Genomic DNA, 13620 nt, shown 5'->3' with positions numbered 1-13620 from the left:
TTGTAGGCCAGCGTGAAGTCGATGCCGTCCTCAGCGCAACTCCCGAAGATCGGCGAGTATATTTAGATGAAGCGGCGGGGGTTAAGAGGTATCGCCTTCGAAAACACGATTCGCTTAAACGCCTTCAAACTGCAGCTCTGCATCTCGATAGGGTCAATGATATCCTCTCAGAGATCGAACGCGAACGCGGACCGCTTCAGCGTGATTCAGAGAAAGCGACCCTCTATAAAGAACTCGCCGATAAACTGCGCCAAATTGAAAGCGGACTGTTAATCGTTGATCTTGCCAAAATTTCGAATGAGTTGGAACGACTGACCAAGCAGCTTGAAGAGTGCCAGGCGGCGATCATGGAGTTGGATGAGGAGACTTCGAAAGCGGAAGGTTCAGCGGCAACCTTTGGCGATAAGATCGCGCGAATTGAAGTAATGATGGACGATCTGCGGATGCAGCAGCAGAGCAGCTTGACAGCGCTCGAACGAGCTGAAAGCCAGGTTGCCCTCAACGAACAAAGAGAACGTTCATTAAACGAAATGGCAGCTTCTATTCAGGTTGAAATGAAAACGCTTGAGGAGCAGGCTGTAACCCGCTCTGAATCAGCCAAACGCTGGGCAAGGCAACTCGAACAGCTTCAAGCAGGCGCTCCTCCGGAAGACCGATCAAAAGAAGCCCAAACCCTTCGTAAAGAGCGGGAAGCCGAACTTAAAGTGATTGAAGGAAAACTGCAAGGCTTAACCCATCGCCTAGCTGTCAGGGCAGAAGCAATGGCTCGTTTTGAAGCAAAACAGTCGCGAAAAAGCATTATCAAAGAACAACTGGAATCCTGCACTGATACGGTTCGCTTAGCCGAAGAACAGCATGAAAACGCAAAAAGCCGCCGCGAATCGACCTATGAGCGACTTCAAAGTCATCAGACTTCACTTTCGGGTTTACGCTTGCAAATAGGTCAGCAAGATGCCAGAGTGCTGGAGGCAGATACGGCGCTTCGGAAGTTGTTATTGAAGATTGCTCAAACGCAAGGACAATTGGCGGCGCTGAGGGATGCTGAAGCTGCTTTAGAAGGTTATCATGCAGGCGCGAAGTTCGTTTTAAGTGCGGCGCGTGATGGAAAACTCGTCGGAGAATACGTCTCCATTGCCGATGCCATCACAGTTCCCGAAAAATATCGTCAGGCAATTGAAGTCGTGCTCGGCGGCAGCTTGCAAGATATTATTACCACCACATCCAATCAAGCTCAAACAGCGGTTGAACTTCTCAAAAGCCAATCAGGAGGAAGGGCTACTTTCCTGCCCCTTGATCTCATGGAACCTGCTCGCGAGCATCAGGCGTTCGAGCGATTGAAGAAGCTTCCTTGCGTTATTGGAGCGGCTGATGAACTTATCGAATTCGAAGCGCGTCATCAACTGGCGATTGAGCGTCTCTTGGGGCGAACATTAGTAATAAAATCCCTCGATGAAGCCCTTAAGCTAGCTCACGAGCATCGTCAGGATGGTTGGACGCGGTTAGTGACCCTCGAGGGCGAATTGATAACCGACCGTGGGGCGGTTTCCGGCGGCAAGATGGCTCGGCCTCAAGACAGTCTCCTCAAACGGCGAGTTGAACTCGAAAAGTTTGATGGAGAACTTGGCCGGATGAATGAAGAGCGTGCAGCTTTAGAATCCGAACGCTCAATGGCTGAAGCAGCACGGAATGAACGACAAGAAACTCAAGCAGTGCTGAGCGCTGAAATTGAGACTTTGCGAAACGATGCCCTCCAAGCCGATCGCCAATTAGCTCAATCCGAACAAGCCCTGATAGCTGGCCAAAATCGAAGCCGTGATCTGACCAATGAATTCGATGGGTTAGTCTTACCAGTCGAAGAACATACGACTGGGGTAAGTGAGATTGACTTGCAATCACTCGAAACAGAGAGAGCGGAAGCGCGTGCTGCTCTTGATGATGCGCTGGCGATGTCAGCCCGAGTTGAAGCTGAAAACCGAGAGCATGTCAGACGACACACTGACCTCAAAGATCGGATGAACCAAGACGAACGCGGTGCCGAGGAAGCTCGAAAAAGCGCAGCGGGTAAACATGAGCGCCTAACAGCAATTGAAGCTGAACGCGAGAAATTAAAAGTAGAACGGGCACAAGCATTCAGCAAACGCGAGGAGTCTCGTGATGCCAAAGCTCGATCTGAAGCGGAAGCTATCGAGCTGCGTGCTCAACGCCAATCCCTTCTGGAACAAAGTTTCGATAGCCAGGAAATAGTGAAAGCTCATCGAGCACAACGCGCCTCACTCGCACAAGGTCTGCATGAGACCGAGCTTGCTTTTGCCCGATTGGAAGTCAAACGAAGCCAAATCGCGCAGAGGCTTTTAGAGGAATTTAACCTGAGCACTGAAGAAGCCCTCGGCCAAATTGATGAGGTAGTCATTCCACCTGATGCGTCTACTCAAGCCAATCGGCTGCGGCGCGACCTCAAAGCTTTAGGAGATGTGAATTTAGGCGCAATCGAGGCCTATCAGCGAATGAGTGAGCGATGGACCGATTTACAAACTCAGCGGGAGGACTTGCTGGACACCAAAGACCAACTCGAAAGCGCCGTCCGTGAGATCGACCATCACACTCGTGACCAGTTCAAAGATACCTTTGATAAAGTCCAAGAGGCTTTCGGCAGTCTCTTCAAGCGGCTATTCGAGGGGGGTGAGGCAAAGTTGACTCTCACTGATCCTGATCACTTACTCGAAAGTGGTGTCGATATAGAAGTTCAGTTGCCTGGGAAGCGAAAACAACGACTGGAAGTGCTTTCAGGAGGAGAAAGAGCACTGACGGCTGTCGCGTTCCTCTTTGGCCTCATGGAAGTTCGACCGAGTCCATTATGCGTGCTAGATGAAGTAGACGCCGCGCTCGACGGCCGCAATGTCGAACGTTTCGTGGACCTTTTGAAGGAGTACAGTTCGCGCTCCCAGTTCATTATCATTACCCACAACCCAACGACCATCGAAGCGGCTCAGGTTTGGTATGGGGTTACGATGTCCGAACCCGGCGTCTCCCGGGTCATCCCTTATCGGCTCTCCGAAGCTGAAGCTCTAATTAACGGATAAAACAAATGGCTTATAACTTATTGCTAGCGGAAAGATTGGAAGACCTCACCTTAGGGATAAAAGGGCTTTCGCACAAGAAAATGTTCGGCGGTATGTGTTATCTATTGAACGGAAATATGGCCTTTGGAATTTGGAAAGATAATTTAATTCTACGCCTTGGTGAACCCGCTGCCGAAGAAGCGCTCAAGAAAGAGCACACCGTCGAGTTCGACATCACCGGCCGTTCTATGAAAGGCTGGATTATGGTTGAAGTTGTCGCTTTAGAAGATGACACAGTATTAGAAACTTGGTTCAACCAAGCCCTAAGCTTTGCCAAATCCCTGCCCTCAAAATACTAATATCTCGTCTTTAATTAACTCCCAAACCTCACACCCAGATTGTCTAATGCCTTGTTAATAGCTTCTCTGATGGCGGAATCGTTAGCGCCTTCGGCATCGTCTTTGCCGACTGCAGTGATTTCGCCGGTTTCCAGGTTGGTTATTCTGACGGTGACACGAGTTTTATTGTCGAACTGTTGAATTGAACCGATAAGAAGCTTATCAGGGTTATGCTGAGTGCCTTCGGCAATTCGGCCTTCTGCGATAGCTTGTTCAAGGCATATAAGTGTAGGTAAAGGACGATTGTCTTTATTCAAAGGAATATAGAAGCGCATTAAGCGAGTGTTGCTGCCCTTGAATTCCATATTTTCAAGGCTAATCTCAGTTCCATGAGTTTGGAGTGACTTTCTTATGATAGAACGAAGGTTGGAATTGTCCTGGCTAGAACATGAGCCAATTGGTCTGGCAGATTGAGCGAGCCTCTGCCTGCCGGTGTTGGCAGGAACAGCTACGTTAACGGAAGGATCGAATTCAAAGACACCAACAGGAGGGGTTTTTAACTTATTTGGAATGGTATCCCCTCGCGCTATCATCATGAAGGTGTATTGCCAAGCGTTGAGCACTCGTTCGAGATGGACCGGAACCCAAGCCGCTTCATTTTGTGCAGACCCTATTACGGCAGCCAATCCGGTAAATACATGGCTGAGATCCATTAAATCCACTAAGCCCTGCTTGATTTTGGGATCTTTATTTCCGCTAGCTTTGGCAGCTTTAGTAAGCTCGTCATTAAACTCATCTTTAAGGGCTTTGATTGAGCCGTATCGAGCAATAACGTTATCGAATCGGGCGGATTGACCGTTTAAACGGCCATGATCCTGTGGTACACCAACCAAGGTCCAACCCATCCCTTCCCAAGTTCGGTCCAAACCGCCCTCAGCTTTACTAGGCACAAAGCGAATGGACTTAAATGCAAAAGCGCGTACTTGCCCCCCATCGCTTCCAGGTTCAATTCTGTCATCGTAAGTTAGCTCTATGCGATTGCCTTCCAAATCTGAGATAAGAGCAATGCGATCTTTATTGTCGCGCTCGATGTTGAAGCGGCCGGGGATGATAACATCATAATGGGTTTCGGGATAGCTATTTGGGAAAAAGTGGATGAAATAGCCATCCGGATGATACGACCAGCGACCGCTGGGAACATTATGTCCACCCTCATTGTTGGGCGGATCGCCGGGAAGGACTGCCACATTTGCCAAACGTTCATAGGGCGCAGTTGCATCGCTCATCATTCCACGCAAACGGTTTTCAGCTTCAAATATCGGTCGAAGCCCCGGTGTAACCCTGTCGAGTAACAAACTCATCTTATCATCAGCCATCACACCCAGAGCATTTTTATTCAAATCCTTAAGCTCATCAGCGGTGAGAAGTTGATTTGCTGTTGATCTAATCTCCGGTGAAGCTTCACTAAGTTTGGTTTGGGCGAGTATGGCCCAGATGAGAACTTGAATATTGTGCTGCTCGATTCGCGGATGTGCAACTGAATGCTTGAGAATATTCCTGATTACCCCGCTTTTTGAGCCTTTCAGAGGAGCATAAAGATAACCCTCTCCCTTACCTGGCCCATGAGTTCCGGCGTGAAGACAGTAGCTTTGGGCATCAAACGAAAATGCGCCTGGGAATAGTGTAAAAACTCCTTCATTAGTACGCTTAACAACCCCCATCGGTATCATTACCTTCGGGTCGTAGCGATCCAAGTAAGGAATTTCCGTTATCGCATCACCAAATTTGGTGGAAACAATAGGATCTTCTTTCGTAAACGGATTAATTCCAGGGATAACAGCATCAGGGATAGGAATATTAGGCAATCTGAATTGCCCCATCGCCGATTGCCCCAAAACAAGGGTGATTAAACCAATCTGCCATATTCTCATTTTAATAACCTTCCATTTTTCCTAACTACCTTCAGCATATCATATTTGTCGCTCGAAATCCAGAGTTTTGTTATTTGACTTGACGGTGAAAAATCAAGACCGGCATACTCCGAAGAGTATACCGGTCTTGATTGTCATACATTTTACAACGTATGTCCGTATCGGTTTACCTTACTTAAACCAATAAGTAAGACCAAAGGCGAAGCGGAAGAAGTTATCCGAATCACCGTTCGAATACTGGCCATAGTCGAATTCAGGTGTGATCGAGATGTTCGGCGCGACGAAGAAGTCTACGCCTAAAACTCCCATCCAAACGGTCTCATCGGTCATGTCGCTGCCAGTGACGCCGCCGAAGCGAGCGCCAAGGAACGGGAAGAACTTGTTCTCAGGCTTGGGCATGAAGTAATACTTCGCGCCGAGCATATAGGTGGTGCTTTCGTCGGTACCGAAGTCATCCTCAAACCGGTTGAACATAAGGCCGAGTTCGCCCGCAATCGCGTCCGTGAAGAAGTAGTTCAGGCCGCCATTGAAGCTGGTGGTCTTGCCATAGTTGTTGACATCGGTATAGCTACCGGATACGTTAAAGTTGAGGGCGCCCTGGTGGGGTCCCATAACGGTGTCGACTTCTGCCAAAACTGGCATTGCCATTGCGCTCGCAAGAACGAGCATTACGAAATACTTAAACATAGAAACATCCTCCTAGTAGATAACACGTTCCATAGTAGTAACGGAGCTATCTCGTCAGGTCGTAGGTGTCGCTATTGTTTCCCCAAAAACCTGACATTGAGCTAGTTTTACCGTTCTAAATGCCAATATAACATTACCGCTTAGGCTTTGTCAAGTAGTTTAGACAACCTAATCGATTAATTGGTTATAATTCCTATAATGGAACAGTTGTTCTAAACTCAGTATTGGCATTGATGCGTAACTTCACGAGGCTGATAAATAGGACTTTGTACCCATTTCCTTATAATCGAGCTAGTTTTGAACTTGCTCTGCGCGGGTATGATTTAGATGAAATGACGGAATTTGTTTGGGAACAATTTGCTCTCGAAACTCAAGCGCGCTTTCCGATGCTTGCTTGACATACTGCGGCTGTGCCCGTCGGGGACGTAGCGGTGTGCTCAAGAACGCGTTTTGCTCGAAATTCAGTCAACTTCCCCTTTCCTCATTCCACCATGCTCGGACAGCGTCGTAAAATTGCTGTTTTCTTGTTTCTCTAAGCTCTGAATGGTAAGAGTTCATAAGAGGTATCCGACTTTATGTATATACAGCAACCGTGACATCAACGTGAGCGATTTATGATCTTATTCAAGGACATCACATGACACTGCTGGCGGTTTTTCAGGTTAAATATGATATCCATTATTACTAGATAACAGCTTGGCTGACAAAGTATAATCAGAGGCGATCAATGAACAGGCCTAGTTGGGACGAATATTTTATGCAAATTGCCCACGTCGTAGCTACTCGCGCAACTTGTGAGCGGCGAATGGTGGGGGCAGTGATTGTGCGCGATAGACGTATTCTTAATACGGGCTATAATGGTTCGCCGCATGGGTTGCCTCACTGCACAGAAGTAGGATGCAAAATCCAGGATGGACACTGCATTCGAACGCTGCACGCCGAGCAAAACGCTATCGTTCAATCAGCTTTGAATGGCGTTTCTACCAGAGGGGCAAGCATTTATGTCACCTGCCAACCCTGCAACATCTGTGCAAAGATGATTATTAACGCAGGCATTGAGCGCGTCATCTTTGAAGGGGATTATCCGGATCCGTTCGCGCGGGAGCTGTTTGCACAAGCGAAGGTTGAACTCATTCGCTTCACCGTTTCCGGCGCCGAGCTGCTGGAGTAGCCCTAATGAGATTTCCGACGATTGCATTCTTAATCGCTTTACTTATCTCCTACTTTCTGACGCCGTTTGTCCGCAAAATAGCTATCTCGTCGGGTGTGATAGATCAGCCCGATGCGCGGCGTGTCCATAAAGAACCTACCCCGCGTTGGGGAGGATTGGCGATTTATGCAGGGGTTCTCTTCGCACTCACCATCGTTAATACTTTCGGTTATATCTGGGATAAGCGTTTTGTATGGCATGAATGGTCAGCGGGGCTAATGTTGATCGGCGGGCTCATCGTGCTTATGGGCGCACTTGATGATAAATACCAATTCTCCGCCATTACCCAGATGCTTTTTCTCCTGTGTATGGGGGTTGTAGTCCAGCTCTTCGGTGTACAGATACAAGGCATCTCCAAGCCATTCGCTCCATCAAAACCGGATTATGATGCGCACACGATGTGGTTAGCGCTTGGGGGACTGACAATGCCCATCACAGCTATTTGGATATTTGTTGTCACCAAAACGATGGACACTATTGATGGGCTTGATGGACTTGCTGCTGGGGTAGGAGCAATTGCGGCGGCGGCGATAGCGTTACTAGCGCTTCAAGCAAGGCAACCGGAAGTGGCCCTTCTTTCTGCCGCTGGATGTGGCGCAGCGGTCGGGTTTCTTAAGCACAATTATAATCCGGCCAAGATTTTTATGGGAACCGGCGGGTCGCAATTTCTCGGATTCCTGCTAGCGGGTCTTGCGATCATTGGAACCTATAAAACCATTACAGTGGTCGTAATGGCGGTATCCCTTCTCGTTTTCGGCCTACCTTTGATAGATGCGTTCGTGGTCGTCCTGAGAAGATTACGTAGCGGCCAACCGATCTATAAAGCCGATAAACGCCACCTTCACCATCAACTCCTCGACATTGGACTAAATCAGCGTCAAGCCGTCTTGATCCTCTACGCCGTTGCCATCGCCCTCGGCATTACCGCTGTCTTGATATTTAAATTTGCCCGAGCGCATTAAGACAAAGAGCAACGCACTACACATTACCCCCCTCTTTCGCGCTATAATCTTAGCTTGTGAGGCCACAAAAACTTCCACTTAGGATAATGACCGTTTTTGGCACGCGACCGGATGCGATTAAGATGGCGCCGGTTGTGTTAGAATTTTTGCGTTTTCCTAAGCTTGTTAAGTTAAAAGTGGTCGTGACCGGACAACATCGGGAAATGCTCGATCAGGTGCTGGAAGTGTTTGGAATCGTACCGGATATTGATCTGAATCTTATGCAGCACGGTCAAACCCTGGCTCAGATTAGTTCGCGATCACTCAATGGTCTGGATAAAGCCATTAAAGAATTCGAGCCTGATATCGTACTCGCTCAGGGTGATACAACAACCACTTTTATCAGCAGCTTGGCAGCATTCTTCCATAAAATCCCCTTCGGCCATGTGGAAGCAGGGTTGCGAACCGATGATAAATACGATCCGTTCCCCGAAGAAATGAATCGACGCCTAACGGGCCAAATCACTGAATTTCACTTTGCCCCCACTGCTTTAGCCAAAGAGAACTTACTTAGAGAAGGCGTCAAACCCGATAGAATTTGGGTCACCGGCAACACCGGCATCGATGCGATGCTTCATGTGGCGGCTAACACCGAAAATGTATTCCAATCCGACAAGCGTATGATCTTGGTAACAACCCATCGAAGAGAAAACTGGGGCGAGCCTATTCGGGATATTTGTTTAGCGTTGTCTGAGCTTCTCGAACGTTTTCCAGACATCGAAATTATCTATTCCCTACACAAAAACCCCGCTGTTCGTGAGACCATTCTCAGTGTTCTCGAAGGTAAAGAAAGAATACAGCTCATCGAGCCGCCTGATTATGCGCCTTTCGCTCAATTAATGCGCCAGTCATATTTAATACTAACTGATTCAGGCGGAATTCAAGAAGAAGCGCCCTCATTGGGAAAACCAGTTTTAGTTTTGCGAAAGACGACGGAAAGACCAGAAGGAATAACTGCCGGCACGTCGAAATTAATAGGGACTGCGACGGAAACGGTTATACGCGAGGCTTCAGAGCTTCTGTTAGATTCTGCCGCGTATTCCAAAATGGCGAAAGCCGCTAACCCTTATGGAGACGGTCAGGCAGCCAAGCGAATTCGCTGCGCGCTCTTCGAAGTGTTTGGTATTTCAAATGAATCTGCCTTTGTGGAGACCTCGAATTGAATAACATAAAAACTAGTTGGTTTTCACCACTATGGAACGTGCTCTGGCGCATCGCTGTCCTTATGCTTTTTGCTTGGATAGGTTGGCGTGTGCGAAACCTAATAGTTCTGACCCTTTTTGCGGGAGCCTTCGCCTATGCGATGTCATTCCTGGTTGATGGGATACTTGCGATTTGGCGACGGGTTATCCCTGCTTTGGGACTTACTCACCTGCCTTTAATTGGTAAGTTCCGTTTATCTTTCTATGGACGGCGAATTTGGGCTGTGCTCATCTCCTATGCTTTACTTGGCTTTATTACCTATTGGGCGATATCCGAGTTCATCGGCCCCATCGGAGTCGAGCTTAAGTCTCTGAACAGCAATCTACCGAAATATCAGCATCAATTCGAGCATTGGAAAGCTGTTTCATGGACAGATTGGTACACGAAAGCTTTCTCTCCTGAATGGCGCAAGTCAATTGATGATTACATGATGAACGGGCAATTTGCAAATTTGACACGTTCAGTCGCAAGTCCAATGGGCGGCTGGATTCAGAATTCTTATAAACTCGTGGGCACCTTCGTTGAAGCGATATTAGTACCAATTCTTGCCTTCTACTTCTTAATCGATTCCAGGCGATTGAAGCACGACCTTTGCGCCATGGTTCCGCGCAATAAGTTCCGCTTGGTTGCTCGTATTATCTACGATACAAACCATATCATGCGGCAATACGTTATCTCTCAAGCATTCCTATGCATCCTTGCCGGTGTGATTACATGGGCAATTTTATCGGTGTTGGGACAGCTTACTACGGATGCGCCGGGTGGGGGTGTTGGAAAGTATGCTGTCATGCTTGGCATTTATGCAGGGCTAACACGCGCTATTCCAATTTTAGGGCCTTTAATTGGCGGTATTCCGGTAGTCCTGCTTGCGGCGCTTTCTGCCGGCAGTGTTCAAGTCGGTTTAGTAGTGGCGATTTTATTTACCGCCATGCATTTCGCCGAAAGTAAATTCCTTATGCCGGCCATCGTTGGGGAAAGAATTGGCCTTCATGCAGTGTGGGTGATTATTTCCCTTCTGATTGGAGCGGAGTTCTTTGGGCTTATCGGAATGATCTTTGCAGCTCCTGTCACCGCTATTGCAAGAAATGTCTGGCGATACTACTATCTACCACGCGTGCCAAAACCTATCGAGCGCAGTCACGAAATAAAACCGGCCGTAGGTGGGGAGTGAATCGTTAGATGATGTTATTACAGGCAGCCATCCTTGGCATTATTCAGGGATTGACCGAATTTCTTCCGATTTCAAGTTCAGGTCATTTGATTTTAGCCCGCCACTTTTTTGGGTGGGACCAAACTTGGCCGCTCAACAATCCCCAGATTGATTTATCATTGGACTTGGCGCTCCACCTTGGAACTGCATTAGCCGTGCTTTTCTACTTCCGAGAAGACCTGTGGCGGATATTCAGTTCCCTTGGTTCAAAAGACACCAATCGGCGCCAAGATCGCTGCCTGGCAATCGGAATTATCCTCGGAAGCATTCCCGCAGCGGTTATTGGGAAGCTATTAGAATCTCAAGTTGAGGTAATTCTACGCTCGCATTTAGTACTAATCGGTGTATTCCTCATTGTCTTTGGTATTCTATTATGGGGTTTCGATCGCTTCCGACGCAAAACCATGGGTATAGAGGATGTTACAATCGGAAACGCCTTTTGGATAGGGGTTGCACAGACTTTGGCGCTAATGCCGGGAGTATCACGTTCAGGAATTACGATGACGGCAGGAATGGCATTTGGCCTTAAGCGTGAAGCGGCAGCTCGATTTTCATTTCTATTAATGACCCCGATTGTAGTCGGAGCCGCACTTGCGAAGCTGCTAGACCTCCGGCATGTTCCCTCTGATACACTTCATCAAGTCCTTCCAGGCCTCGCTATTGGTTTCGTCACATCAACAATTGTCGGCGTACTCTGCATCGCTTTTCTTCTCAAATATCTCCGTTCGAACTCCGTTCTTCCCTTCACTATCTATCGCATCCTACTAGGAACGGCAGTAATTGCAGCTCTTGTTACTCAGATGTGAGATGCTGCGCTCGCGTATCGGGTATAAATCGATTATAAGTTGGATCGAGAGTTAAATAGAAGGAGTTTGGCATGCAAAAGAAGACAACAAAGACACCGCAATTGAAGGTCGGCGTTATTGGTTTAGGGATGGGACAAGGGCACGTAAAGCGTTTTAATACCCATCCGGATTGTAAAGTTGTGGCAATCGCCGATATGGATAAAATCCGCCTGGAAGCCTGTAAAGAAAAGGAAGGAGTTGAAAAAGGCTATACAGACGGCTTTGATATGATTTCGAAGGAGAAGCTGGATATCATCTGCGTGGCTACCCCCAACAAGTTCCATATGCCTTATACAATAGCGGCGTTAGAATCAGGAGCGCATGTGCTTTGTGAGAAGCCGATGGCGATGAATGCGGAGGAAGCGAGAAAGATGAATGCCGCCGCCAAGAAGGCTAACAAGCGCATCATGATCGACTTCAGCTATCGTTTCGGAAAACAGATTTGGGCGCTCAAGGGTCAAGTCGACTCCGGCCTCTTGGGTGATGTTTATTACGGACGCACTACCTGGCTTAGACGACGCGGCATCCCTAATTTCGGCGGTTGGTTCGGTCAGAAAGAGTTAGCAGGCGGCGGACCTTTAATTGACCTTGGCGTTCACCGAGTAGATATGGCCTTATGGTTAATGGGCTACCCGAAACCAGTTTCAGTAATGGGTGTTACTGCTGGCTTTATCGGCGCGGAAATGGCAAAGAAGCAGAATAAGAAATATGATGTCGAAGACTTCGCCGCCGGTTTTGTGAAATTCGAAAACGGCGCAGCGCTGTCGGTCGAAGCCTCTTGGGCCAGCAATATCAAAGAGAATGATAGAATGGTCACCGAACTTCTCGGCACCAAAGGCGGTATCAAGCAATACAACCTCGATGAAGGGTATGAGTTCGAAGCTGAAATCTACATCGAGCGAGAAGGACTTCAGTACGACATGAAGCTGCACCCACCCATACCTGATGCCCCCATCGCAATGCATCACTTCGCAGATGCCATCCTAAACGATACCCCTCACACCGCTACCGGTGAAGAGGGCTTAATCGTCATGGAAATACTGGACGCGCTCTACGAAAGCGCCGCCACCGGCAAACCGGTTAATATCAAGCGATAATAAGCTGCCATTAGCTTACATCTCCTAGGAAAGTCCCCCTGTCCAAGGGGGACTTTAGGGAGTCTCCAAAACCCTTCGATATGCCCTAACGGCCTACTCTGGGAGGCGGAGTTATATACCCTCTCCCGCAGCGTGGGGATGTATGACTTCTGCTACTTCAACCCCACCAACCCCAAATGCGACCGCTGCGGGGCTATCGATGGGATGCGAAAGGCTAAAGTCGAAGTGCGAAAGGCAGAGTCCGAACCGGATGCTTCGGTATCAGAGCGAAGCGTCGATGCCGAAGCCCATATAGCTAATGTCAGACCCTGTAGCGCCGGCGTCTCGCCGGCTCCAAATCCAAACGGCCACCAGGCACATCACCCTGATCGCAGCCTGAGGGTCTTCCGGAAAAGCTCCGGCAGCGCCGCTACGCTCTGCTACCGAAGCATCGAAAAAAGCAACCGCTTCTGGGCTATCAAAGCGAAGCATCGAAATCACTCGTTATTGCTTCTGCTTAGCTTTCAGAGTGATTAGTACCCCTTGATCATCAATTCCGCGAACACTTTCAGCATAGGCGTCGGTGATAACGCCCTCATGATTTGTAAACAAAACAATGCTGTACTGTTCTTCAAAGTAAGCCCCAACACCGGCCTCTGAGATAGTGAAGCTACGTTTCAGTTTTGGTGTAGGGTGTTCTTCTTTTTCTTCCCTTTTCGCAATCATCCCTTTCGGCAACCCTAAAGCTTCCTCAGCCTCACCGATAGTCATACCTAACGTAACATGCTTCTCGACATAAGCAACTGTAAGATGCTGGTTGTAACCCCAGTCAAGCACCATCCAACATATTGCTGCGATTACGATTAGACCAAACAATAAGATTACAAACTTTTTGAATCTTTTCTGCTTCATATTACATCCTCCTTAGGATATGAAATCTAATTCTACAGAGTAAGACAAGATTCCTCGTTGTCTAAACATGGTTACGTTTGCTTGTTTATATTAGTTCCTTCACTTCAGAATGGATGAGAAGGATGATCTTCTCGGCCGCGGCATCCGT

General features: G+C 48.2%; 12 protein-coding genes. 8 read left to right on the top strand and 4 right to left on the bottom strand.

What is annotated here, in order from left to right:
• Together smc and WCO51_03385 are read left to right on the top strand one after the other, a co-directional pair.
• Positions 1 to 3080 (top strand): chromosome segregation protein SMC (smc, locus tag WCO51_03390; GenBank protein MEI6512300.1); only part of this gene is annotated, 3080 nt, incomplete at its 5' end.
• Between the two features lie 5 nt (positions 3081 to 3085).
• Entirely contained in the window at positions 3086 to 3418 is a 333-nt protein-coding gene (locus tag WCO51_03385; protein ID MEI6512299.1) for a TfoX/Sxy family protein, read from the top strand.
• Positions 3419 to 3432: 14 nt separating this feature from the next.
• Here the strand turns inward: WCO51_03385 and WCO51_03380 are convergent, their stop codons facing one another.
• Both WCO51_03380 and WCO51_03375 read right to left on the bottom strand, forming a co-directional pair.
• On the bottom strand, positions 3433 to 5328 hold the full coding sequence (locus WCO51_03380) for a hypothetical protein (GenBank protein ID MEI6512298.1): 1896 nt from the start codon (positions 5326 to 5328) through the stop codon (positions 3433 to 3435).
• A 171-nt stretch (positions 5329 to 5499) separates the two neighbouring features.
• Entirely contained in the window at positions 5500 to 6015 is a 516-nt protein-coding gene (locus WCO51_03375) for an outer membrane beta-barrel protein (GenBank protein MEI6512297.1), read from the bottom strand.
• A 727-nt stretch (positions 6016 to 6742) separates the two neighbouring features.
• Between WCO51_03375 and WCO51_03370 the strand changes: the two genes are divergently transcribed.
• The 6 genes from WCO51_03370 to WCO51_03345 all read left to right on the top strand — a co-directional run bounded on the left by WCO51_03370 (position 6743) and on the right by WCO51_03345 (position 12581).
• A complete protein-coding gene (locus tag WCO51_03370) occupies positions 6743 to 7186 on the top strand; it encodes a cytidine/deoxycytidylate deaminase family protein (GenBank protein MEI6512296.1) in 444 nt (147 codons plus the stop codon).
• Between the two features lie 5 nt (positions 7187 to 7191).
• A complete protein-coding gene (locus WCO51_03365; protein MEI6512295.1) occupies positions 7192 to 8187 on the top strand; it encodes an MraY family glycosyltransferase in 996 nt (331 codons plus the stop codon).
• A gap of 86 nt (positions 8188 to 8273) precedes the next feature.
• Positions 8274 to 9389 (top strand): UDP-N-acetylglucosamine 2-epimerase (non-hydrolyzing), encoded by a 1116-nt coding sequence (wecB, locus tag WCO51_03360; protein MEI6512294.1) that lies wholly within the window; start codon positions 8274 to 8276, stop codon positions 9387 to 9389.
• Positions 9386 to 10600, top strand: a complete 1215-nt coding sequence (locus WCO51_03355) for an AI-2E family transporter (protein ID MEI6512293.1) — start codon at positions 9386 to 9388, stop codon at positions 10598 to 10600. The genes wecB and WCO51_03355 overlap by 4 nt, the downstream gene beginning before the upstream one ends.
• Before the next feature lie 8 nt (positions 10601 to 10608).
• Positions 10609 to 11445 (top strand): undecaprenyl-diphosphatase UppP, encoded by an 837-nt coding sequence (gene uppP, locus WCO51_03350; GenBank protein MEI6512292.1) that lies wholly within the window; start codon positions 10609 to 10611, stop codon positions 11443 to 11445.
• Positions 11446 to 11516: 71 nt separating this feature from the next.
• Positions 11517 to 12581: a Gfo/Idh/MocA family oxidoreductase gene (locus tag WCO51_03345; GenBank protein ID MEI6512291.1), complete on the top strand. Its 1065-nt coding sequence runs from the start codon at positions 11517 to 11519 to the stop codon at positions 12579 to 12581.
• A 261-nt stretch (positions 12582 to 12842) separates the two neighbouring features.
• Here the strand turns inward: WCO51_03345 and WCO51_03340 are convergent, their stop codons facing one another.
• Positions 12843 to 13052 (bottom strand): hypothetical protein, encoded by a 210-nt coding sequence (locus WCO51_03340; GenBank protein ID MEI6512290.1) that lies wholly within the window; start codon positions 13050 to 13052, stop codon positions 12843 to 12845.
• A gap of 12 nt (positions 13053 to 13064) precedes the next feature.
• Positions 13065 to 13472: a hypothetical protein gene (locus tag WCO51_03335; GenBank protein ID MEI6512289.1), complete on the bottom strand. Its 408-nt coding sequence runs from the start codon at positions 13470 to 13472 to the stop codon at positions 13065 to 13067.
• Between the last annotated feature and the right edge of the window lie 148 nt (positions 13473 to 13620).

The sequence above is a fragment of the bacterium genome, assembly GCA_037131655.1.
Lineage (GTDB): Bacteria > Armatimonadota > Fimbriimonadia > Fimbriimonadales > JBAXQP01 > JBAXQP01.
This window is presented reverse-complemented; position numbering and strand designations above follow the sequence as displayed.